The organism is Synergistaceae bacterium (genome assembly GCA_012521675.1).
Classification (GTDB): Bacteria; Synergistota; Synergistia; order Synergistales; family Aminobacteriaceae; genus JAAYLU01.
Map to the genome: position 1 here is coordinate 1 of JAAYLU010000103.1, position 21,829 is coordinate 21,829.

Below are 21,829 nucleotides of genomic sequence, written 5' to 3' on the forward strand. Positions count from 1 at the left end.
CCTCCACCACTGACAATTGGAAATCGCAACGCCGCCTGCATGCGGGCCGATCGCCACCCTTTGGCATCGGCCCGCATGTCTTTTTTCCCTCAGAGAGCCTCCTTGTTTTCGACACAACAAGTATGATCGTCTATGCGAACAAGTTTTCGACTGGCAAATAGAACCGCCTTGTGCTATGTTGTCTCGACGGTACGGTGAATGTTTGCACTGTTAAAAAAGGGGGGACTCAAATGATAGGTTGTTGTAGGGCAAGGATTTATATGATGGCGGCGTTATCCATCATAATATAATGCTGCTCGCGTTGAGAAAGCCCCGGTGATTATCTGGGAAAACAGCGCTTGCTCGACCATACAAATGCTTGTCGCCGTGGCGCTATGCTATTGACAGAGAGGTGAGAATCATGAAAAGAGCCTTTAGTCTGCCTATTATCGTGATATTTGCGTTGAGCCTCTGCCTTTCAGCCAGTCCGCTCGCCGCGGAGGAGAGGATAACCAACTTCGAAGTCTTTGCCGAGATCGGAGAAGACGCCTCGCTGGTGGTAACGGAACGAATCTCTATCGTAGCAGAGGGGAAAGAGATAAAAAGAGGGATAATCAGGTCCATCCCCACCGACTTCACCGACGGCGAAGGGACGAGGCGCAGGGCGCCGCTAGAGCTGGTCTCCGCCCTACTGGATGGAAACCCCGTGGAGGTACAGGTCAGCAGGGCAGGAGAGCGGATTGAATTCCGCCTTGGAGACCCGGAAAAGCTGCTTCCCCCGGGCGAGCATGTATTTGAAATAAGCTACCGGACGTCGGGGCAGCTGGGGTTTTTCACGGAGCACGACGAGCTCTACTGGAACGTCACCGGCGACGACTGGTCCTTCGTCATAGAACAGGCGTCCTTCAGGGCAAGGCTACCGGGGAGGGAATACGGCGAGGGCTTTTCCTCGGTCGAGTTTTACACCGGAGAGGCCGGTGAGAAAGGGCGGGATGCACGGGCGCTTCCGGACATGACTGTCGAATCTTCGAAACCCTTCGTTCCTGGAACCGGGTTCACCGTGGTCTTCACCTGGCCCAAGGGCATCGTCTCACCTCCCGCGGAACCTGCGCCACCCGTGGAATTGCTCGGCAGAGGCACCGTCATGGCGATCCACCTTGGAATGCCGATTTTGCTGCTGGCGGTCATGTTCATCCTCTGGTGGAAATGGGGCCGGGATCCGGAATCAAGGCCGGCAATTCCGCTGTTCACCCCGCCGGAGGGAGTCGAGGCGGGATTCGCTCGGTATGTACGGACCATGATGATCGACGACAGGTCCTTCGCCGCGATGATCCTGGGAATTGCGGTCAAGGGCGCCCTGACCATCCAGGAGACCGGCTTCATCCCCGGAGAAATTCCAAAGGCCCAGACTCTTCCTGCGGGTGCCGAGTCCGCGCTGAAGCTTCTTTCGAAGCTCGCGGGCAAATCATTCAGACTCCGCCTCGACCGCGACAGGATGAACGATGCCGGATTGACCGACGAGGAGAGAAGGATCACGGAGGACCTCTTCGGTGCCACGCGCACGGAGGTCCACCTTTCCAGCGCGGATGCTCCCGTCCTCATGGACGCCTTCAACCGGATGGTCAAGAGCTTCAAACAGAGGGGCAAGCCCCTTCTATCCACCAACTTGGGCAAGTGGCTCATAGGGGCGGCCCTTTTTGAAATCTACGCCCTGTCGATGTTCCTGTTGACTATCACCTCAGGCTTCGTCAGAGCGGACTTCGTCATCCCGTTCTTGGCTGCTTCCTTCCTGCTGGTGCCCCTATCGATCCCCGTGCCCTCCGGCAAGGGACGGTTTTCGACGAAGATACTGCTGCGTTTCATTTTCCCGGGACTGTTTATACTGTTCACATTCTTCCTGTGGTATGGTGGCCTGTTCGAGGGAGGTTTCGAGGATGCGATAGGCCTGTTGGGGTCTCTACTCTCCGTGGGTGTCCTCCTGGTCTTCAAGCAGCTTCTCAAGGTCCGGACAGAGGAGGGGACGCGCCTCAACGAGAGTATCGAAGGGCTTAGAATGTTCATAACGGCGGCTGAGAAGCACCGATTGGAGTCGTTGCCCCCCGACGAGACGCCGAAGCTCTTCGAAAAACTGTTGCCTTATGCCTTTTCCCTCGACGTAGCCGAGACATGGGCGAACCGCTTCCAGAACGTCCTTGCTTCCGCAGGGTACGATCCCTCGTGGTACAGTGGCGACCTGAACGCCTTCACTTCGGCTGCGGGTGTGGCTGCGTTCGCCAGTGGCTTCTCGAGCGCCGTCTCCTCGGGGACGCGGCAGTCCGGTAGCGATGGGGGAGGATCCTCAGGAGGCGGCGGGGGTGGTGGAGGCGGAAGCGGATGGTAGTGAAAAGAGCCGTTGCCCTCGGCCTACTGTCGTTATGTTTCTGTTTCGCGTGCAGTGCAGCAACTCATCCGCTGGACGCCGAGCTGGAGAAGTGCAAGCGTGACGGGGAGGACACCTGGAAAACCATCGAGTGCGTGGACGCTGTAAGAGAAAAGTGGAGGGAGGAGCTAGGACGCTCTTGTGACGAGCTGATGGACATGCTGCCGAAGGACGGGCAGCTCCTTCTGCGAAACGGCCAAGATGCCTGGGAGCAGTGGGCGGAGGCCGAATCGAAACTCCTCTCGGCCATCCACATGGCGATATACGATAATCTCGACGGCGGAAAGGTGTGGCTTGTCCACGGCGCCACGGCTAGGATGGACCTGTTCAGGGAAAGGGCGCTGGAGATAGCTGCCTATGTCGACGAGCGCCGGGAGGGAGAGGTACTTGCCGATGGGATCGCTGTGGACGAGCCATTAGATGACTTGCTGATCGGCAAGCGCCACGAGATGATAGGCAGCGCTCTGGGCGGGAGATACAAAAGCGACACCGCTCGGAATCTTCGCCTGTGGGAGAAACACAGGGAGGAGGAGGTCGCCTTCATCGCGTGGTTCCGTGGAAAGACAGACGACGATGCCTTCGTGCGTCGCACACGTTTTGAGATGGACGCGGCCCGGCTGAAGACGCTGGAAAGTCTGGTCAAAAACCTGCAAAGCGCGTTTTTGCTGCCCAGGACGTAAGGACCCGAGCAGACAGCGGCGTACATGTCGGTTCCGGAGGTAATGCCTCGACAGGGCAGGTGAAAGAAATGCAGGATATTCAGGAGCTGATAACCGCCTTGTTAAGCAAGGATGCGGGTTTTGCGTATGAAAGCCTCGGGCGGCTAGAGGCGCTGAGTGTGTCCTCGAATGCGGTGTACGAATACTTCGATGAATTCCTGAAGATGCTCGAACACGAGAGCTCCTATGTCAGAACGCGCGGCTTCGTCATGACCGTAGCAAACGCTCGATGGGACGAGGACTGCAAAGTCGACGAGAACATCGATCGTATACTGAAAATTCTCCGCGACCCGAAGCCCATTGCCGCGAGGCAGGCCATCAAACGGACGCCCGATCTAGCGCGGTGCAAGCCAAACTTGAGGGCGGATATTTTAAGAGCTCTTGAACAAGCCCTTGACACGAACTATCCTGAAAGCATGCAAAGTCTCGTTCGCAAGGATGTGTCACTTGCAATCGACAGAATTAACAGCCTTCCGCCTCCTCGACGGACGACCCCAGGCCTCTTGAAGAAGTCCTCATCAAGAGGAGGGACCCCGAGGGGCAAGCCGCTCTGCTCCTGAGATCCCTCGGCAAAACTTGCCTCGGGATGGCAGATGAAAGATGCTTGGAATGACGGAAGGGGCTTCGCTCGGGATGATGTTGGTGTTGCCCTGTTCGCCTCATTGCGGACAAAGAATAAGCGCCGCGCGGTGCCTATTCGTGCAGAAACACCTGCATGTCGATCTTCAGCCAGCTTCCTTGCATCTGCTTGCCGGCGATCCTGCCGAACAAGAGCTTGCCTGCGTCCATGAGGCGTGAGAAGACCGCGTTGTCCGCCTTCGGCACGTAGCCGATCTTGACGCCGTCCGAGTTTCTAACGACTATCGCACGGCTGTCGTGGGGATTGTCCGGCTCGCGGAAGAAGTTCAGCCTGTCGCCCTCGTTCAGGTGCGGCGCAAGCTCCTCGATCCCCTCCACGTGGCTTGTCCCGGCGACGTGCGTGTCGAACAGGAAGATGTCCCTTTCAAACGGCTTTCCTATGGCCAGTCCGCCGCCCTTGCCGTGCAGCAATCCGACCAGGTCGCCGTCTTCGCTCTTCACAATTTCGGACATGAGCTCACCTCAGCATTTTGTCGACCCTCGCGCCATACGCGGCCAATGTCTCCCGCAAACGTTCGATGCGCTCTTGAAGCTCCGCCTTGCGCGCCTCAGTCATCTCCGGGCTTTGAACGATGCGCTTCATCGTGTACGGATACTCAGACTTGATCTCCGTTATCCTGTCCTTCACCTTCCGGACAAGGTCCGAGAGCCGGTCTTTCTCCTTCATCAGCAGCTCGGTCGCGTCGGGCGTTTCGCCAAGTGGCGACTCCCCGGCAATCATGGCCTCGATGATGCGCAGGCCGTCCAAATCTCCATTGCCGTACGCTAGCACAGCGTTCTGAAAAAGCCGCGACTTGGCGTCGCTCTGATCCGGGTGGAGGTCGGAATGCAGCGCCTTGATAATCACTCGATATAGTTTCTTCAGCTCGTGGACTTCGTCGTCCGAGAGCGGCGTCCCCTGGCTTTGCTCGATGGCGTTGTTCATCTTCTCGAGCTGCTCCTTCAGCCTCTCCCGGTACTCCGCGAACGCGGCATCCAGATGGTCCTCGATCTCTGACAGGACGACTTTCTCCTGCCGGTTTATCTTCGCCTGATTCAGCTCCAGCTTTCTCTTCAGCCGCAGCACGGCGCACTCTATCTCGTACGCCTTGTACTCAAGCACACCGATGGAGAGCATGTACGCAGTCTCGATGTTCCTGCACTCGACCAGAAGCAGCTCGTCCCGCTCGAGAACAAGCGTCGAGAGCTCCGTCCGGAGCCTTTCAACATCGCCCCTCAGCTCGTCGAAGTCCTTATGGAGAAAGACGACGGAGGCATCCCCGTTATCGAACCCCTCACCCGAGAAGTCGCTCATATATCTCCCTGTCCCTGTCGGAGAAGCAGCAGAACACGACCTTTTCGATCCCCGGACAGGTCTTAAGCGTCTTGCGGACCGTACCCACCGCTATCTCCGCCGCCTGGTCCGCCGGGTAGCCGTATACACCCGTGCTGATACCGGGGAAGGCGATCGACTTCACGCCCGCCTCCTCGGCCACCTCGAGAGAGCGACGGTAGCAGGAGGCGAGAAGTTCTGGCTCGCCCTTGGTTCCGCCGTGCCAGACGGGACCCACCGTGTGGATCACGAACTTGGCCGGAAGCCGGTAGCCCTTCGTGAGCTTTGCGTCGCCCGTCGCGCAGCCGCCCAGCTTCCTGCACTCCTCGAGAAGTTCAGGCCCCGCCGCTCGGTGGATCGCGCCGTCGACCCCGCCGCCCCCCAACAACGAGTTGTTGGCCGCGTTGACGATGGCATCCACCTGCAAAGTTGTTATATCCGCCTTGATCACCGAAAGCATCGCGATCATCCTCCTTGATCTGGAAGTGTAAACCATTATAACAACAAGTGCGACTACGCGGGTTGACGCTGTGGCACATAGAAGCCGCCTAGGTTTTTTTCAGCGCGGGTTATTTTGGATTTCTCAGACATGCTAAAATAAAGCCGCTACTAATTATAGAATCGAGACGATCCTCTCGACCGCTCGCTCTTTGAGATGGCAGGAGTCTGGCCCGCGACGGTGAACAAGGTGCTGGCCCATCCGCAGCGTCTGGGAATAGTCAAGGAGCTGACTGCCCGTAAACGAAACCGCCTGTTCTGCTACACTAGACACTTGGACATACTCAACCACGGCATGTAATAGACTCGGTAATGCCGGGTGCTGACATAAAAAATTGTATGTTTCGATAATATTTTGAGGTAATAATTCAAAGCAGGTGAGACTTGTGGACCAAACAAGTGAAAATAAGACACTTAGGGGAGCGTTAAAAAAAATTTCTGATGAACTGCCTTCTGCCAAGGCTAGTCGTTTTAAAGAACATCCTTTAGCTTTATTTATTCGGTATGAGTTCCCTGCACTTATCAGACAAGTGCTAGGAGAAAGGGTTTCGGATTTTACTATACAAAGCAGTCCTGGTAAGGGTAATTGGGCAGACGTACCTTGGCTTTCAATTTTAAATCCAAGGATTACAAAAAATACGCAAGGAGGAATCTATCCGGTTTTTCTGTTTTGCTCGGACGGAACAGGGGTTTATCTGTCTTTAATTCAAGGTACCAGCAAGCCAAGACAAATACTCGGTACCGACAAGGCCAAGGATCAGATTGACCGAGTTAAGAATGAATGCAGGGAGCGCATTCCCGCCCTCAAGGGTTGGGGGTTGGATGTGATTGATTTAAAACCGAATACTCAACTGAGTAAAACCTACGAAGAAGCCAACATACAGGCGAGGTTTTATTCTGCAAATGCCATCCCGTCCGAGGAGGAACTTTCCCATGATCTGCTTTTCCTCGTCGATACCTATAAGCAGTCCGAGTCACTGATATCAGAGGTTTTGAGCGAGACTGCGAAAACTCCGGGTTTACAGGAGAGAAGAGTTACGTCCGTTGGGCATTCTTCAGATGCTGCTGTAGAAAAAACACATCTTTCTACCCCTCTTCCCAAGCCCTTCCTTCTTTTGGCCGGAATCTCCGGGGTAGGAAAGACGCGTTTTGTCCGAAAACAAGCAGAGATGCACGGCATCAACCTGCAGAACTATTGCCTTGTATCGGTACGTCCAGATTGGCATGAACCTTCTGATCTTCTGGGGTATATCTCGCGCTTGGGTCGCCAAGGGCCGAGGTACGTGGTGACGGACTTTCTCCGCTTTTTGGTGTCCGCATGGAAAGATGCCGTGGCATCGTTCTCCGAGGGGCGCATATCGTGGAAGAAGATCGATGATATGGTTCCCTATTGGCTCTGCCTGGACGAGATGAATCTCGCGCCGGTGGAGCAGTATTTCGCGGACTATCTCTCTGTGTTGGAGACCAGGGAATGGTCCGAAGGAGGGTACTTCTGCGACCCGCTTCTAAAATCTGCGGTACTACACCAGCTGGATGAAGAAGGGCTAGCCGAGTTCTGGACCGAAGTCGACCTCTCGGGTGACGGACCAAAGGAAGAAGGGCTCAGGGATTTCTTTATAGATGTTTTGGAAGGCATTCCCCTGCCCCCCAATCTCATAGTGGCCGGAACGGTTAACATGGATGAGACCACCCACAGCTTCTCTCGTAAAGTTATCGACAGGGCGTTGACTTTGGATTTTGGCGAGTTTTTCCCCAACGATTTCAATGAATTCTTCGAGCAACCCACGTCCTTCCGGCCGCTTGGAATTCCGATAATCACCCACGTGCAAAAGATCGACCTGTCATCTGTTAAGGCGGACCCCGATGGGAAAAAGACAATTAACTTTTTGACCGTAGTCAATCGCGTTCTAGCAGGAACCCCTTTCGAACTTGCCTATAGGGCATTGAACGAGGCTTTCTCCTTGGTGCTGAGTTTTCACCCCGAATATGACCGCTTGCTTCAAGCCTCTTGGGACGATTTCTTGATGGCCAAGGTTCTTCCGAGAATCGAAGGAGATGCTGATACGCTGGCCTCCGACGGAGAAAAGAGCTTGTTGACTGAACTTTTCGAGATACTGAGTATTGAACTTTCGGTAATATGGGATGGCAAGAGGGAGGACTTTCTTAGAATTAACAATAAGAATGATGCCCGTCCGCTAGTAGATTGTCGCTCGAAGAGGAAGCTCATGTGGATGGAGAATCGCCTTAAAACAAGCGGTTTTACGAGTTTTTGGCCTTAAAGAGACGAGGCCTTGCAATGCCAGATATCCTTTCTATTGTCGGTAAATACTGGAAACTAAATGTATGGACCAGGGATAACGATGCCGCGGTAAGGTATCTACAGCGCACTCTCGAAAGGAGAGGGAAGCCGCTTCCGGGTTCCGAGATTTGTTTTTTGCCCCCTGATGCAGTTGCCGAGGTCACGGTTCCCATTTCGACTGATGCTCTTGATAGTGGCTTGGTCAGGATAGAAAGCCCCATGTTTTTTGAGAATAAGTTGTATGAGTTCAATTTTCTTTTTGACGACCCAGTTGCTCTCTCTCCAGAACCTCGAGTTTTACATCGGTATATCTCTGTCGCCGAAGCATTTCATTTATCCGGCAGATATTTACGAGGCAGCATAAATTTTGGGAACGATATTGGTATGTTTCGCCTGGGATTGCGCTTCTTTGTGGGGAAACGTCCAATTGAGCATTTCCTTGCCTTTGAGGTCTTTCCCACAAAAATGGATATGAAAGAAGACCTCGACCAGATGTCACTCATGGTGGACGCGGTTTACCCCCTATGGCGTTTTTCATTCGTGCAAAAGACGGAGTGGGAGCTTGCTGCATCGAAAAAACCTCACGAGCGCTTTCCTTTGTTTTGGCTCGCCATGTTTCGTTCTCTTAGGGGCGAGCTTGAGGGGGCAGTAAAGGTAATTCTACGGTCGCCGCACTCACGGCTTATCTCCCGAGAGCGACTTTATCTGCTGGACCGTATTAAGGGACATATGCCGCACAGGCTGGAAGAGCGGGCGGCTGAGGAGGTGTTTTCCGGGGAGAAGCGACACCGGTACAGGATTGACACCCGTTCAATCACGGTTGACACCCCTGAAAACAGGTTTGTAAAGATGGTTCTTTCAAAGAGCATGGAAAGCCTTCGGTCATTCACGAGAGGAATGCAAGGCCACTATGCAGGTGATGGGGCCGGCAGATTGAGTCCTTATTTTTTTGCGGAGATTGACCAATGGATCTCGGTTTTAAAGGAGCTATTATCGAATCCACTTTTTCGTGCTGTCGGTGACCACCGGGGTTTTCGTCAAGAGTCGCCAGTTCTGCAAAAGAGATTGGGATATTCAAAAGTCTATCGGATTTGGCAGGAATTAAAACTGTATCTTGACTTTTTTGGACGGACGGCCTCGATATCGATGAAATCAGTTGCAGAACTATATGAGATCTGGTGCCTCCTAGAGATACGAAACATATTGTACGATCTTGGTTTTCAAGAGGAGACCTGGTTTAAACCAGAACTAAGAAGATCCTTTTTTGAAAAAGAATTGGCCGATGGGGGTGGAATAGCCTTTGTTTTCAACAGGTCGGACGGGTTGACTGTCCGTCTATCTCATGAGCCTGTCTTTAGCAGCCCAAAAAACGATAGGATAAATGCGATCTACTCATGGGTTACGGTCCAGAAGCCAGACATCCTGATGGAGGTTGATTTCAACGATGGCAAAGTTATTAGATGGGTTTTCGACGCGAAATATCGCATCTCAAACACAAAGGGCGAAGTTGACCTTATCCCTGATGACGCCTTAAACCAGATGCACCGTTACAGAGATGCGCTGGTTTATCTGTCTTCGTCAGAAGACGGTGCTAAAGAGAAGTCTCGTCCCATAATTGGAGCCTTCGTACTCTATCCCGGATGGTTGGAAAACGAAGTGGAAGGGAATCCATATGGACTGGCCATTCAGGAGGTAGGCATAGGAGGGTTCCCATTTTTACCCGGAAGGGAAAACCGCTGGTTCCGTGCATTTATGAGTGGAATACTTGGGCCCGCCTCGGCTGAACCAGACGCTCATCTACTTAAAGACTCTGTTAGGATTGCTCCCACAGGCCTTTCGCTGTCCCGCTACGGCGACTTAGCGCTGGTTGTGTCCATGCCGGGTAGGAACACGAGGAATACAGAATATTCCACCAGGTTTATTCACGGAAATGCCCTTTGGTATCATCTTCCGGTAAGTACTGCTGAAAACTACAAGGTCTCAAGGAACGCCATGCGGGAGGTTCGTTACTGCGCCGTGGCGGTATCATATCTAGGGCTAAGAGGCAGGCGTATTGAGTATATCTATGATGTCCTGTCCGTTAGGTGTGTAAAAAGAAGCGAGCTAACTGCCGAACAGGCGGGGAGAGTCGAGCCTTCCAACGATAACCCTTACTGGTTGTTTGAGCTGGGGCCCTCAAGGAGACTTCCCGTGCCCCTCGAAGTCCCCGGAGTGCGTGGGTTCCGTTTTATGCTGACCGGGGCAAGAGACATCATGAACTCACGAGAGTGGAAGGACTTGCCCGACAGGTATGCCTTTTTGAGAAAGAAAACTGAGGTCTGTCAGAGCGATGAGTTCCAACTGGATATCTATTAGCAGGCGCTGATCGGTTTCTTCTTGCATTGGAAGAGGAGTGGACGCTTAAAGGTCTTGCCTTGTGCTATATTATTCCGACAGTGACACAAAGGAGGGATAGTCATGGATTTCGGACTTGCGGACAAGACAGTGCTGGTGCTTGCCTCAAGCTCGGGCTTGGGAAAGGCAATGGCGGGGGAGTTCCTCAAGGAGGGCGCCTCGGTGGTTATAACGGGAAGGGATGCCGACAGGCTGGCGGACGCCTCGGTCGAGTTGGAGAAACTCTCCGGCCGCCGGCCCAGGCACATCCCCTGCGACATAACGAAGCCGGAGGACATAGCTAGGCTTGTCGCCTTCGCCGCTGAGGAGTCCGGCGCCGTGGATGTGCTGGTGAACAACGCGGGAGGGCCTCCAGCCGGGACATTCGAGGACTTCGACGACAAAACCTGGATGGACGCCTTCGAACTAACCCTATTGAGCTACGTGAGGGCCATCAGGGAAGTACTGCCATTGATGAAGAAGAAAGGGTGGGGAAGGATTGTGAACTCCACGTCCTCGTCAGTCAGAGAGGTGCTGGAGAACCTTATCCTGTCGAACACCTTCCGCCTCGGCGTGATCGGCCTCACGAAGACCCTGGCGTCCGAACTGGCCCCCCATGGCATACTGGTGAACGCCATCGGTCCCGGGCGCTTCGACACGGAGAGGATCAGGCAGCTCGACATGGCCCTCGCGAAGAGGAAGGGACTGACCTTTGAGGAGGTCAGCGCCGAGTCCTTCTCCAGAATTCCCCTCGGGCGCTACGGCGACCCGGCTGAGTACGGCAGATTGGCCGTCTTCCTCGGCTCCGGGGCAAACACCTACATCACCGGACAGACCGTAATAGCGGACGGCGGCATGCTGCGCGCCGTTCCCTAGGGCGCGGCCGATCTTGAAGGGAGAGTTGAAGATGATCGACGAAAAACTGATCGAGGTGATCAAAACCCCGCCGGACGCGGCTCTTTCGATCGTCACTCGGGGGGAGGACGGGCCTCACTTGGTGAACTCGTGGAACAGCTACGTGCGGACCACCGAGGACGGAAAGCTGATCATCCCGGTCGGCGGCATGACCGAGACTGAGCGCAACGCGCAGAGGGACGACAGGGTCATGCTGAGCATCTGCAACCGCGAGGTGCAGGGGAAGAAGTACAAGGGAACGGGTTTCCTGGTGAAGGGAACCGCCGCCTTCGTCAAGGAGGGGCCGGAGTTCGACACGCTCAAGGCCGAATTTCCCTGGGCGCGCGCCGCACTCGTCGTGACCGTGGTGGAGGCGACGCAGACGCTGTAGGCAGAGGTTCCTTGAGCAAGCCGCCCTTACTCTCCTTGCTCGACAATCGGGATCAGGAACGAGGCCACGTATAGGTCGGCGTCCGACCGCAGTGCGTGCATGGTCCCGGCGGGGACGTTGAACACTCCACCGATTTCTAGGTTCACCTCGTCGTCCTCCAACACTCCGAAGCCCGCGCCCGCGACGCAGTAGAAGATCTCGTCGTGCTTGTCGTGCTTGTGCAGCGGGACCTTCTTGTCCCGGTCGATGTGGTAGACGTTCGTCACTATGTCTTTTTTAAGCGCTTCGGTGTCCATTTGCGGCCTCCTTTGGTGTATTATGCCGGAGGGGTTTCCCACTGTTTCACAAAAGCTTATCACGAGCGTCAGGGAGGAGCAATAATGATAATTTACAGAAACGCCACCACGGATGATCTCGCAGGGGTCAGCGACCTCCAGAGTCGCTATCACATAACGACGATACGGGAGGAGGACAAGGCCGACGGCTTCGTCACCACCCTGTTCACTCACGAGCAGTTCACGTCCCTGATCGAGCGGGAGAACGGCCTCGCGGTGGCGTGTGACGGCGACCGGATAGTATCCTACGCCATGGCCGCGTCCTGGGAGTACTGGAAAGAGTGGCCCCTGTTCCAGCACATGATAGCCGACCTGCCGAACATAGAGTACCTGGGGCGAGTGCTGTCAACCGAGAACTCCTACCAGTACGGCCCCGTCTGCATCGATGTCGAGTACAGAGGGAGGGGAGTGCTGGAGCACATCTTCGAGCATTCGCGCAGGCAGATGGCGGACCGATGGCCCGTGATGATCACGTTCATCAACACGATCAACCCTCGCTCCTACGAAGCGCACGTCAGGAAGGTCGGTATGGAACTGATCAAGACCTTCGAGTTCAACAACAACACGTACTACGAGCTCGGCTACGACATGAGCAGGCCGGTCCCCGGGACCAGGCTGGACTGAACGCCAGGGCGGCGGGTCCGCAAGGCCTCTCTCCTGCCTACGGGCCCTCCCCCGCCGCGGAACTTTACGCGAAGCGGTTCTTAGTATGGGTCCCGTTCGAAGATCAGGCGGTCCACCACGGGCTCTCCGCCCTCGATCATGCCGAAGCCGACGAGCACCCGCCGCATGCCGGTGTGGTAAGTCCAGACCCGGTTCCACACATCGTGCGGTTGCCCTAACAGACTCTCCACCCTGTCGGAATCGTCGCCGAAGGAGATCGGACCGAACGATACGCCCTCCTCGAAGTCCGCTTCGACAAGAAAGGGCACGCCTCGTATGATCCAGAAGACAACGCTTCCTCCCTGGTAGCGCAGTTCGACAGACGTCACATCCTCCGGCCACGGCCAGTCCTCCGGCCGGAAGGCCTCGCTCTCCTTGCTCAGCGGCTTCCCCAGCAGCCGCTCCGTCATCTCGGGGCTTGTGCCGAAATCCCTGCGAATAGCCATGGTCAAGCGCCAGATCGGGTCGTCGAGCCCCTCGAAACCGACGAAGCGACCGTGAATCCATCCTTCTCCCAGCTTCTCGGATAGCACCCTGTACCAGGTCTCCCCGTCCTCTCCATCGGCCGCGTCGATCACGACGAGCTCCTCCCAGTATCCTTCCTCTCCCAGCCTTCCGAGGGCCTTTCCCTTGGTCGAGGGACGGTCTCGGACGTTGACGTCTTTCCCCGCGACCGTTCCCGCTGCGGGTTTTTCAATCAGCTCCTCCCTCGTGGGAGAATCCGAGCAGAATAAAGCGCCTGCGGTGGCAGTCAGCACAGCGAGAAAAACAAAAAAGGCTAAAACATGCCTTGAAGACTTTTGCACGCCAATAACCCCCTTTATCCATGAGCTGCATCGCCTACTGTCGACGCGCGGTGACGTATTTTACGACGTTGCCGCCCTCTGTGACGAAACGCAGCACGTCGGCGAACGAGATGTACAGAGTTGCCGTGTTGTCGTTCGGGTGAACGCCGATGCGGTCCAGCTCCTTCAGGTCGCTGTCGAATGCCACCGTTACGGCGCGGTCCGTGTCGTTAAGGACTCCAAGCGGCGTCACCTCTCCCTGAGCCAGGCCCAGGTATCTCTTGAGCCTGTCGGCGGAGGCGAAACTCAAGTGCTTCGTACCCAGCTGATCGGCCAAGCTGTCCAGATCCGCGCGCTTGTCCTTGTGCAGTACAACCAGCCAGTGGTTGGGCTTCTTCTTCTGGTCCCGCACGAACAAGTTTTTGCAGATGGTCACGTCCTCCGCGAAGCCGATCCTGTCCATGTCCTCGACTGTGTAGGCGGCTTCGTGCTCGATAAGCTCGTACCGGATCCCCATCTTGTTCAACTCCTCCAGGATGGCACGGCGGGACTCCATCTTCTCCTCTTTGTTCCTCATTTTGTCACTCCTCCTGTTTATGGCTCTTGTTATTATATCGCAGAGAAAAGAGCACGAAGGGTTATAATTATGCTCACGAAGAAGGCTTTCAATCGAGAAGCACATTACGAAAAACGGAGGTAATCTCATGAGAAGATTAAATAAACTAGTCCTGCTGACGCTGCTGTTGCATTTCGTCGCTCCCCTGGTCGCGTCTGCGAACGGAGAGATCTGGCTAGACCGGGACCGGGCGAGGACCGAGGTCGGGAGGAGCTTCGAGATCCATGCCGAGACCAGGCATTCCGGAGAGATATGGTGGGATACGAGCGACTCCCGGATAGCGGATATTGCACCTGACGCGCAGGGGCACGCTGCGACTGTGCGCGCATGGCGTCCGGGAACCGCCACGGTTAACGCGCACTTTACCCCCTCCGGATCGGACTTGGTCTTCATGGCATCCTGCCGTTTGACGGTGATCGAGAACTCAAACCCACGCCGTGCGGCCGCCGTGCGTTTGACTCCCGAGTCCCTGGTGCTCGGTCGGGGAGCCGTCCGAAGCCTGACCGCCGAGGTGTTCCCGGAGACGGCCGTGAACCAGGACGTTGATTGGGAGTCGTCCGATCCGTCCACGGTGGCGGTGAATCAGGAAGGCGTCGTCAGCGCTCTGAAGCCGGGGCGCGCCTTCGTCAGGGTCGTCACCCGCGATGGCGGACACAGAGCCGAGTGTGACGTAGAGGTCTTGGACAGGGAGATCAGGGTGGAGGGCATAGTGCTTAATCACGCCTCGTCCTACGTCATCGTCGACGAGACGCGCCACCTCATCGCCTATATCACGCCCGAGAACGCCACCAACAAGAAGGTCTACTGGAGCACGTCCAACCGCAACATCGCCTCGGTCTCCCGGACGGGAATAGTAGTCGGCATCAGAAGGGGCATCGCGATAATCAGCGCCACCACGGAGGACGGCGGCTACGTGGCCGAGTGCGAGATGGAGGTCAGGGACGGCTGGCTGGACTTCGTCGGCGGTTGTTCAACCTCGGCTTCAACTCCCGCGGCGCTTCTTCTTGTGCTGCCTCTGGTGTGCCTGTTCTTTAGAAGATGATTCGAGTCGCCTTGACGGGGTGACACTCCGTCGCCCCGTCAAGGCGACTGCCCTTTCACTCGCCGCGCGACGCCGGGCGGCTTTTCCTGCGGGGCAATCCGTGCCTCCGCGGCTCACACTTTCTGCAACCTCCACTGATCTGGACCACCCAAATTCCGTCGTTACAAACAAGCTAAGCGACAAGGGAACTCGACGCTTTCCGGCTTGAGATCCCTCCTCCCGTTGGCCGTCGGGATGACGAGCGGACAATGGTAGTCGAGGATGACAGCTGGGCTGTGTCTATGAGACCCTTCACCGCTGCGGTTCTCGGATTTCAAATGAGGACTTGACCGACCGGTCGGTCTGTGATATTATCAACATACCGAACGGTCGGGAGGTGGTATTGTGAGCGTTGACACGCAAAGTTCCGTCGATACGCAGAATACTCCGGAGGCGCGGGATGCTCGCGGCGAGATTATGGAGGCCGCCCGAGAGGGCTTTGCCATGAAGGGATATTACGGTACCAGCATGGGGCATATTGTGAAGAAGACTGGGCTGAGCAAGGGGGCGATCTACTGGTATTTCCCCGGAAAGTGGGAGATCTACAAGGAGGTCGTCATGGAGCAGACGCAGAGCATGATCGACGTGGTGATACCTAAGGAATTGTCACTGCCGCGGGAGGAGGTCGCCGACTATCTGATAAGCAGGGGCGAGCGATTGATCGACATGCTGGCTGAGGATTCGGTCAGCCGCCTGCTTTTCGTACAGCTGATGCTGGACGCGATGCGCGGCAGGGAGGAGATGATGGAGCTCGCAGCGTCGCTTCGCGAATCCATCACCGAAGACGCTGTGTCCATACTCGACTCGATCTTCCCCGACGAGCCGCTGCGGGTGGATTCTCTTTCGCACAGGGATCTGGTCGGCATTTTCGTCAGCGTCCTGAACGGGCTGATAATGAATCTGGAACTGATGGTGAGCAGGGACGATGCCAAGAAGAGCTGGCGCTTCCTGGTGGAGAGGGTTTTCGGAGGTGTTGGGATCGATGCGTAGTTTGAGGGTGGCGGGTGCGGCGGTTCTTCTGTTCTTCTTTCTGGGCTCCGCGTGCGCAGCGGAGAGGCCGGTGCTGACTTTGGAGGAGGCTCTTGCCATGTCGAGGGTGAACAACCCGGTTACGGCGGCGTCCGCCGAGAGGATCGAGCAGGCCAAGGCGAGGCTGGACCAGGCCAGGGGCAATTCCCTGCCCAAGCTCGGGGTCTCGCTGCTTTACCAGGAGGTTCAGAACGAGCCTCGCTATCCGGTGGTGCCCGCCGGGTACGCGATCGCCGGGTTCGAGAGCACGTGGAAGGCGGCGCTGACGCTGAACTGGCTGCTTTACAGCAGCGGGGGAGTGGAGTTCAACGCCGAGTCGAAGGAACTGGCTCTCTCAGGCGTGGAGGCCAGTGAGAGGCGAACGGGCCAGGCCGTCGAGTGGGGGACTACCTCCGCCTGGTACGACCTGAGGCGGGCCGAGGGGAAGCTGTCGGTGGCCACAGACGTACTGGAACTGACGAAGGAGCATCTTCAGCATGTTGAGGCTCTCTTCCGCAACGGTGTCGTCGCGAAGAACGAGGTCCTTCGGGTAAGGGTCTCTGTCTCCGAGGCGGAGTTGAACTTGATCCAGGCGAAGAATTCGGTCTCCGTCGGATGGAAGGCGCTGGAGAGGGCCGTGGGTGCGTCGCTTGAGGGAATTTACGACCTTCCGCCCGGTACGGAGACGCCGGATGAGCCCGCCCTGCCGGAGTGCGCGGTGGAGATGGGGCTTGCACGTCGGCCGGAGATGGAGGCGCTAGAGCTGGCAGCTCGGTCGGCGACCATGGCCTCCAGGGCGGCGAAGGCTCAGGATGGCCCGCAGCTCATGTTCATGGGCGAGGCCTACTCCGCGGGAGACAGCTTCTTTCCCGATGCGCAGAACGACTGGAAAGCGACTCTGATGCTCTCCTGGAGTCTGTTCGACGGAGGAGTCTCGGCCGCCCGCGCACGAGAGGCGAAGGCCGCGGCAGAGGAGTTTCTGCTGCAGATGGAGGATCTAAAGAGGCAGATCGAGCTTGAGATCTCCGTGGCGAGGCTGAACTGCGAGTCCTCCCGGCAGAAGATGGCGGCAGGTCGCGCGATGGTTGAGAGCGCCGAGGAGGACTACAGGATGGCATTGAAGCGCTACACGGCGCAGGTTGGGACGAATATAGACGTGCTTGATGCGCGGGTGGCGTTGTCGAACGCGCGGAACCAGCTGGTGGACAGCAGCTTCGATATGCTGAAAGCGCGCGCAGAGATGGAGTTCGCGATGGGAGTCATCGGCGAGGAGCGAGGAGCGGAGGTGGCGGTGAGATGAAGAAGTACGCGGTTGTTCTGCTGTTTTTGGCGGTTTTCGGAGGCCTTATCTTTTACAGGATGAAGGAGAGCGAGCCCACGATGGCCAATGGCCCCGCTGTGGATGAGCTGGTTGTAAGGACGGTCTCACCGGTGGTCCGCAGGTTTACGGAGACCGTGTCGTTCGCGGCGAACGTCGAGCCGGAGGAGACTGCGGCGGTCGTGGCGAAGGTCCCGGGGCGCACGGTGCTTACTGTTGTTGTCGACGAGGGAGACATGGTTAAGAAGGGACAGACTCTCGCCACTCTGGACGACAGCCTTCTGCGTCAGCAGATAGTCCAGGCGGAGGCTGCGATGGGGAAGGCCGCAACCTATGCGGCGACTGTTCGGTCGGATTTCAAGCGGATAGAGTCGCTCTACCAGGAGGACGTGGTCAGTCGCCAGCAGTTCGAGCGGATGGAAGGGGAGTCCAAGGTCGCTGCCCGGCAGGTGGAGGAGGCGCGTGCGGCTCTGAACCAGCTGAAAATAACCCTTGGGTACCATACGCTTGAGGCGCCGGTGGACGGGGTTGTGATGGCTCGTAACGTGGATCCCGGCGACACGGCAGCCCAGATGCCCGCCTTCGTGATATCCAGGCAGGAGAATGTAACTGTCTCCGGGGGAGTGCCGGAGAGGCGCTATCCGCAGGTCAAGGTGGGGCAGAGCGTCGAGGTCGGGCTGGACGCCTTTCCGGGAGAGGTCTTCGAGGGCGTTGTATCGCGCATAGCTCCCTCTCTTGACCCGGCGACCCGCACGGGAAAGGTGGAGGTGTCGCTTCCGTCGCAGGGGCGGATCATGCCCGGGATGTTCGCTCGGGTGACTCTGCTCCTGGGGGAGAGGGAGGGGCTCGCCCTGCCGATGGAGGCGGTGGGCAGGATGGCCGGGGCGAGCGAGAGCATCTGCTATGTGGTCTCCTCCGATATCGCACTTCTTCGCAAGATCTCCACCGGGCTGGAGCAGGAGGGCTTTGTCGAGGTAACAGACGGCGTTGATGTCGACGACATAGTTATTGCAGAACGCTCCGACAAGCTGCGCGACGGCGTAAGGGTGAAGGTGGCGGACAGATGACTTTGCCGGAGTTTTCAGTCAAGCGCAAGACCATGATGCTCATGGTCTTCCTGGTGGTCATACTGCTGGGAGGGATAGTCTTCACAACCCTGAAGCTCGACCTGCTGCCGAAGATCGAGCCGCCGGTGGTCAACATCCTGACGACCTGGCCGGGGGCGTCGGCGAGTGACGTGGAGCAGAGGGTCTCCAAGACCATCGAGGACGATATGTCGATGATAGAGGGAGTGGACAAGATCTTCTCCCGCTCGATGGACAACGTCTCCGTGGTGACTGTGCAGTTCAAGTGGGGCGAGGACCTCGACGTGAAGATGGGCGATATACGCGACTCGATCAGCTTCATCAAGCGCGACCTGCCCGCCGACGCCGAGGAGCCGATCCTTCTGAGGATCACCTCCGGAACGATCCCGTTTCTCACTCTTTCTCTGACCGCGGAGAGATCCTACGAGGGACTCTACCGCTTCGCCGACAGGGTCGTGATGGAGAATCTGGCCCGCATACCGGGAGTCGGGCAGGTGCTTGTCTTCGGCGGCGAGCAGAGAGAGATACAGGTGCGCATCGACGCGGAGAAGCTTGAAGCGTTCGCCGTGTCCATCCCGGGGATAATCGGCGCGATAGAGAGCGAGAACATCAACATCCCGGCCGGTTCCCTGAAGCAGGGGGAGACCGAGTACTACATAAGGGTGCCGGGACGCTTCTCATCGGTGAACGAGATCGGCAGGACCGTGGTCGGCGTGGCGGGCGGCAGGCCGGTCTACTTGGACGATGTCGCCGAGGTGGCGGACACATACAAGGAGAAGGAGATCAAGGGCTTCCACCTTGACGAGCCGGCGGTCATCATGGTGGTGCTGAAGACCGGAGACGCGAACACGGTCGAGGTCACCCAGGCCGTGTTGGACAGGCTTGAAGAGCTTAAGGAGACGGAGTTCCTGGCGGACGTTGACTATAACGTTGGGATGAACACGTCGGAGTTCATCATAAACTCGATCAACAACCTCTCGACGTCGCTGATAATAGGAATAGTGCTGGTGTTCATCGTCACGTGGATCTTCCAAAAGCGGCTCTCCGCATCGCTCATAATCTGCGGGGCGATTCCCTTCTCGCTGCTGATCACTTTCATCGTGATGGGCAGGCTGGATTACACGATCAACATCTTCACCCTGTCGGCCCTGGCGATGGCGAGCGGCATGGTCGTGGACAACTGCATCGTGGCCACGGACCAGATCGTCTACCATCTTGAGAAAGGCGCCAGGAAGAGCGCGGCCAGCATCATCGGCACGGGGGAGGTTCGTTCCTCGCTGATCGCGTCGACCCTGACCACTATCGTGGTGCTGCTGCCCCTGTCGTTCATAAGCGGGCTGGTGGGGGTCTTCTTCTCGTCGCTGACCATCGTCATGGTGACCGCGGTCGCTGCGTCTCTATTCGTCAGCCTGTCGTTCATACCGATGATGGGGAGTGTCTTCTTCAAGAGGGAGGAGGACAGGCTGCGCCTTCATAAATACACGGACAGGATCATAGCGAGGTTGGAGTCGGGGTACGAGGACCTGCTGGGGTGGAGTCTGGACAACCGGCGAAAGGTGTTCACGGTCGCAGGGGTCCTGCTGGTTCTGACCTTTCTGTCGTTCAGCATGATCGGAACGGAACTGACCCCTGAGCCCGACACCGGCGAGATCATGATCACCGTCAACCTGCCCGAAGGAACCAGGATAGAGGAGACTGACGAGCTGGTGCTTCGGACGATAGAGCATGTGAAGAAAACCGTGCCCGAGGCGATCAACATCTACGGCTACGACGGACGCGACGAGAAGGGGCTTGCCCTTGCTGCGGGACAGGAGTCAGGCCCCAATATCGGTAATGTGGGGCTTAAGCTGGTCGACAAAAGGCAGAGGAAGAAGAGCGCCTTCGAGATAGGCGAGGAGCTGCGTGCTTGGCTTAACGAGCAGCCTGGGATCGAGAAGATGAACGTATTGGTGACCTCCCCGATAAAGGCTCTTTTCCTTGGCTCCAAGCCGCTGACAATAGAGGTCTACGGCGAGAGGCTAGAGGATGTGATCTCGGCGGCCGACGACGTGAAGCAGCTGATCGCCAACATCCCCGGCGTGGTCGATATAAGCCTCAGCCAGAAGCAGAGCAGGCCGGAGATAAGAGTTAACGTGGACCGCGAGAAGGCCTCGATGCTCGGGGTGAACACAGCGACCGTCGGCAAATCTTTAAGGACCTACTTCTACGGCTACGAGACCGGCGAGAGCTACTGGGAGGGCGAGGACGACTACCCGATAAGGCTGCGCCTTAGGGAGGAGCAGCGCAACTCTCGCGAGGTGTTCGATCGGCTGATGATCCCGTCGATCACCGGCGGTACTGCTCGCCTGTCCAACCTGGCGACCTACGAGGACACGATGGGGCCGCCGGAGATCCAGAGGAAAAACAAGCAGCGCTACGTTACGGTGGAGAGCAACGTGCACGGTCGCTCTATCGGCGAGGTCACGGCGGACGCGCGCGCGCTGGTCGAGAGGATGGACAGGCCCTCGGGCGTGACCATCGAGTTCGGCGGACAGGTCCGCGAGCAGACGGAGGCGTTCCAGCAGATGGCGCTGCTGATTCTGCTGGGGATCACCCTGGTCTACATGGTCATGGCGGGACAGTACGAGGCATATCTCGACCCGTTCGTGATAATGTTCAGCATACCGTTCGCCCTGACAGGAGTGGCATTCGCCTACCTGGCGACGGGGCTCTACCTCTCGCTGCAGGCCATGCTCGGCATAGTCATGCTGGTCGGGATAGTTGTCAACAACGCGATCGTGCTGGTGGACTACATCAACCTGCTCCGGGCCAGGGGTATGCCGCTCCGCAGGGCGCTGATAGAGTCAGGCGGAAGGCGGCTGCGTCCGGTCCTTATGACCACCCTGACGACATTCTTCGGGATGCTTCCGATGGCGGTCAGCAACGCGCAGGGATCGGAGATCTGGCGGCCGCTCGCGGTTTCGGTCATGGGCGGGCTGATGATCTCGACCCTTGTCACGATGGTCCTGGTACCGGTGATGTACAGCCTGTTCGAGGAAAAGATCAGAAGAAAAGGGCGTTTTGCGGAGGCGATCAAGGCATGATTAAGATGGTATGGCTGCATTTCAACGAGATGCTGGCGGACGAGGTGACGGAGCTGCTCGACGACGCGGGAGTGGAGTGCTACAGCGCCTGGCGCGACGTCCTGTGGAAGGACAACGCAGGGGACAACACACGCTGGGACGACGCTGTCTTCCCAGGCAAGAACTGGGCTGTGCAGTTCCTGTGCGAGCCGAAGATGGTGGACGACATCAGGCATCGCCTCGAGGCGCTGATGGAGGATCCGTTCGTCGGTAGATCGGGGATAGCCATGTACGTCTCAGAGGCCGAGAGAGTGCTGTAGAGGAAAGACGAGGAACGGGGCGCGGTGCCGCCG

The 21,829-nt window shown here is 57.2% G+C and carries 21 protein-coding genes; 15 read left to right on the forward strand and 6 right to left on the reverse strand.

Annotated elements, in window-relative coordinates; translation table 11 throughout:
- The first annotated feature begins 400 nt into the window (after window positions 1–400).
- The 3 genes from GX181_09395 (at window position 401) to GX181_09405 (ending at window position 3,677) form a co-directional block, all read left to right on the forward strand.
- Window positions 401–2,359: a DUF2207 domain-containing protein gene (locus tag GX181_09395; GenBank protein ID NLM72155.1), complete on the forward strand. Its 1,959-nt coding sequence runs from the start codon at window positions 401–403 to the stop codon at window positions 2,357–2,359.
- Window positions 2,353–3,078 (forward strand): DUF1311 domain-containing protein, encoded by a 726-nt coding sequence (locus tag GX181_09400; GenBank protein ID NLM72156.1) that lies wholly within the window; start codon window positions 2,353–2,355, stop codon window positions 3,076–3,078. Before GX181_09395 ends, GX181_09400 begins: the two co-directional genes overlap by 7 nt.
- 68 nt (window positions 3,079–3,146) lie before the next feature.
- On the forward strand, window positions 3,147–3,677 hold the full coding sequence (locus GX181_09405) for a SufBD protein (GenBank protein ID NLM72157.1): 531 nt from the start codon (window positions 3,147–3,149) through the stop codon (window positions 3,675–3,677).
- Window positions 3,678–3,810: 133 nt separating this feature from the next.
- On the opposite strand, the gene GX181_09410 is transcribed toward GX181_09405, so the two are convergent.
- Genes GX181_09410 through GX181_09420 form a run of 3 tightly spaced genes read right to left on the reverse strand, consistent with a single transcriptional unit; the run spans window position 3,811 to window position 5,537 of the window.
- Complete coding sequence (locus GX181_09410; GenBank protein NLM72158.1) at window positions 3,811–4,209, reverse strand: restriction endonuclease; 399 nt, start codon at window positions 4,207–4,209, stop codon at window positions 3,811–3,813.
- 4 nt (window positions 4,210–4,213) lie between these two features.
- Window positions 4,214–5,050: a hypothetical protein gene (locus tag GX181_09415; GenBank protein NLM72159.1), complete on the reverse strand. Its 837-nt coding sequence runs from the start codon at window positions 5,048–5,050 to the stop codon at window positions 4,214–4,216.
- A complete protein-coding gene (locus GX181_09420; GenBank protein ID NLM72160.1) occupies window positions 5,031–5,537 on the reverse strand; it encodes an O-acetyl-ADP-ribose deacetylase in 507 nt (168 codons plus the stop codon). Before GX181_09420 ends, GX181_09415 begins: the two co-directional genes overlap by 20 nt.
- A gap of 186 nt (window positions 5,538–5,723) precedes the next feature.
- On the opposite strand from GX181_09420, the gene GX181_09425 reads away from it, so the two are divergent.
- The 5 genes from GX181_09425 (at window position 5,724) to GX181_09445 (ending at window position 11,523) form a co-directional block, all read left to right on the forward strand.
- Window positions 5,724–5,867 (forward strand): hypothetical protein, encoded by a 144-nt coding sequence (locus tag GX181_09425; GenBank protein ID NLM72161.1) that lies wholly within the window; start codon window positions 5,724–5,726, stop codon window positions 5,865–5,867.
- A gap of 85 nt (window positions 5,868–5,952) precedes the next feature.
- Entirely contained in the window at window positions 5,953–7,845 is a 1,893-nt protein-coding gene (locus GX181_09430; GenBank protein NLM72162.1) for a DUF3578 domain-containing protein, read from the forward strand.
- Between the two features lie 17 nt (window positions 7,846–7,862).
- The gene (locus tag GX181_09435) at window positions 7,863–10,220 is read left to right on the forward strand and encodes a DUF2357 domain-containing protein (protein ID NLM72163.1); all 2,358 of its coding nucleotides are present in this window, start codon (window positions 7,863–7,865) and stop codon (window positions 10,218–10,220) included.
- Window positions 10,221–10,322: 102 nt separating this feature from the next.
- Window positions 10,323–11,114 (forward strand): SDR family oxidoreductase, encoded by a 792-nt coding sequence (locus GX181_09440; GenBank protein NLM72164.1) that lies wholly within the window; start codon window positions 10,323–10,325, stop codon window positions 11,112–11,114.
- Window positions 11,115–11,145: 31 nt separating this feature from the next.
- On the forward strand, window positions 11,146–11,523 hold the full coding sequence (locus GX181_09445) for a pyridoxamine 5'-phosphate oxidase family protein (protein ID NLM72165.1): 378 nt from the start codon (window positions 11,146–11,148) through the stop codon (window positions 11,521–11,523).
- A 26-nt stretch (window positions 11,524–11,549) separates the two neighbouring features.
- Here GX181_09445 and GX181_09450 read toward each other — a convergent pair whose 3' ends face one another.
- Complete coding sequence (locus GX181_09450) at window positions 11,550–11,819, reverse strand: cupin domain-containing protein (GenBank protein ID NLM72166.1); 270 nt, start codon at window positions 11,817–11,819, stop codon at window positions 11,550–11,552.
- Window positions 11,820–11,906: 87 nt separating this feature from the next.
- Between GX181_09450 and GX181_09455 the strand changes: the two genes are divergently transcribed.
- Window positions 11,907–12,482: a GNAT family acetyltransferase gene (locus GX181_09455; protein ID NLM72167.1), complete on the forward strand. Its 576-nt coding sequence runs from the start codon at window positions 11,907–11,909 to the stop codon at window positions 12,480–12,482.
- Window positions 12,483–12,562: 80 nt separating this feature from the next.
- Here GX181_09455 and GX181_09460 read toward each other — a convergent pair whose 3' ends face one another.
- Both GX181_09460 and GX181_09465 read right to left on the reverse strand, forming a co-directional pair.
- A complete protein-coding gene (locus GX181_09460) occupies window positions 12,563–13,327 on the reverse strand; it encodes an SH3 domain-containing protein (GenBank protein ID NLM72168.1) in 765 nt (254 codons plus the stop codon).
- Between the two features lie 34 nt (window positions 13,328–13,361).
- Window positions 13,362–13,862, reverse strand: a complete 501-nt coding sequence (locus tag GX181_09465) for a prolyl-tRNA synthetase associated domain-containing protein (GenBank protein ID NLM72169.1) — start codon at window positions 13,860–13,862, stop codon at window positions 13,362–13,364.
- 631 nt (window positions 13,863–14,493) lie between these two features.
- Here GX181_09465 and GX181_09470 point away from each other — a divergent pair.
- The 6 genes from GX181_09470 to GX181_09495 all read left to right on the forward strand — a co-directional run bounded on the left by GX181_09470 (window position 14,494) and on the right by GX181_09495 (window position 21,796).
- Window positions 14,494–14,964: an Ig domain-containing protein gene (locus tag GX181_09470; GenBank protein NLM72170.1), complete on the forward strand. Its 471-nt coding sequence runs from the start codon at window positions 14,494–14,496 to the stop codon at window positions 14,962–14,964.
- 384 nt (window positions 14,965–15,348) lie between these two features.
- Window positions 15,349–15,993: a TetR/AcrR family transcriptional regulator gene (locus GX181_09475; protein NLM72171.1), complete on the forward strand. Its 645-nt coding sequence runs from the start codon at window positions 15,349–15,351 to the stop codon at window positions 15,991–15,993.
- The gene (locus GX181_09480) at window positions 15,986–17,311 is read left to right on the forward strand and encodes a TolC family protein (protein NLM72172.1); all 1,326 of its coding nucleotides are present in this window, start codon (window positions 15,986–15,988) and stop codon (window positions 17,309–17,311) included. Before GX181_09475 ends, GX181_09480 begins: the two co-directional genes overlap by 8 nt.
- Window positions 17,308–18,396: an efflux RND transporter periplasmic adaptor subunit gene (locus tag GX181_09485; protein ID NLM72173.1), complete on the forward strand. Its 1,089-nt coding sequence runs from the start codon at window positions 17,308–17,310 to the stop codon at window positions 18,394–18,396. Before GX181_09480 ends, GX181_09485 begins: the two co-directional genes overlap by 4 nt.
- Window positions 18,393–21,497, forward strand: a complete 3,105-nt coding sequence (locus GX181_09490) for an efflux RND transporter permease subunit (protein NLM72174.1) — start codon at window positions 18,393–18,395, stop codon at window positions 21,495–21,497. Before GX181_09485 ends, GX181_09490 begins: the two co-directional genes overlap by 4 nt.
- Complete coding sequence (locus GX181_09495) at window positions 21,494–21,796, forward strand: hypothetical protein (protein NLM72175.1); 303 nt, start codon at window positions 21,494–21,496, stop codon at window positions 21,794–21,796. The genes GX181_09490 and GX181_09495 overlap by 4 nt, the downstream gene beginning before the upstream one ends.
- Window positions 21,797–21,829 lie beyond the last annotated feature (33 nt).

Excerpts from the sequence above, each read along its gene's own strand:
- GX181_09400 (NLM72156.1), top strand. The coding sequence starts at position 2,353 with ATGGTAGTGAAAAGAGCCGTTGCCCTCGGCCTACTGTCGTTATGTTTC.
- GX181_09420 (NLM72160.1), bottom strand. The coding sequence starts at position 5,537 with ATGATCGCGATGCTTTCGGTGATCAAGGCGGATATAACAACTTTGCAG.
- GX181_09435 (NLM72163.1), top strand. The coding sequence starts at position 7,863 with ATGCCAGATATCCTTTCTATTGTCGGTAAATACTGGAAACTAAATGTA.
- GX181_09405 (NLM72157.1), top strand. The coding sequence starts at position 3,147 with ATGCAGGATATTCAGGAGCTGATAACCGCCTTGTTAAGCAAGGATGCG.
- GX181_09415 (NLM72159.1), bottom strand. The coding sequence starts at position 5,050 with ATGAGCGACTTCTCGGGTGAGGGGTTCGATAACGGGGATGCCTCCGTC.
- GX181_09440 (NLM72164.1), top strand. The coding sequence starts at position 10,323 with ATGGATTTCGGACTTGCGGACAAGACAGTGCTGGTGCTTGCCTCAAGC.
- GX181_09490 (NLM72174.1), top strand. The coding sequence starts at position 18,393 with ATGACTTTGCCGGAGTTTTCAGTCAAGCGCAAGACCATGATGCTCATG.
- GX181_09495 (NLM72175.1), top strand. The coding sequence starts at position 21,494 with ATGATTAAGATGGTATGGCTGCATTTCAACGAGATGCTGGCGGACGAG.
- GX181_09485 (NLM72173.1), top strand. The coding sequence starts at position 17,308 with ATGAAGAAGTACGCGGTTGTTCTGCTGTTTTTGGCGGTTTTCGGAGGC.
- GX181_09395 (NLM72155.1), top strand. The coding sequence starts at position 401 with ATGAAAAGAGCCTTTAGTCTGCCTATTATCGTGATATTTGCGTTGAGC.
- GX181_09450 (NLM72166.1), bottom strand. The coding sequence starts at position 11,819 with ATGGACACCGAAGCGCTTAAAAAAGACATAGTGACGAACGTCTACCAC.
- GX181_09465 (NLM72169.1), bottom strand. The coding sequence starts at position 13,862 with ATGGAGTCCCGCCGTGCCATCCTGGAGGAGTTGAACAAGATGGGGATC.
- GX181_09410 (NLM72158.1), bottom strand. The coding sequence starts at position 4,209 with ATGTCCGAAATTGTGAAGAGCGAAGACGGCGACCTGGTCGGATTGCTG.
- GX181_09425 (NLM72161.1), top strand. The coding sequence starts at position 5,724 with ATGGCAGGAGTCTGGCCCGCGACGGTGAACAAGGTGCTGGCCCATCCG.
- GX181_09480 (NLM72172.1), top strand. The coding sequence starts at position 15,986 with ATGCGTAGTTTGAGGGTGGCGGGTGCGGCGGTTCTTCTGTTCTTCTTT.
- GX181_09445 (NLM72165.1), top strand. The coding sequence starts at position 11,146 with ATGATCGACGAAAAACTGATCGAGGTGATCAAAACCCCGCCGGACGCG.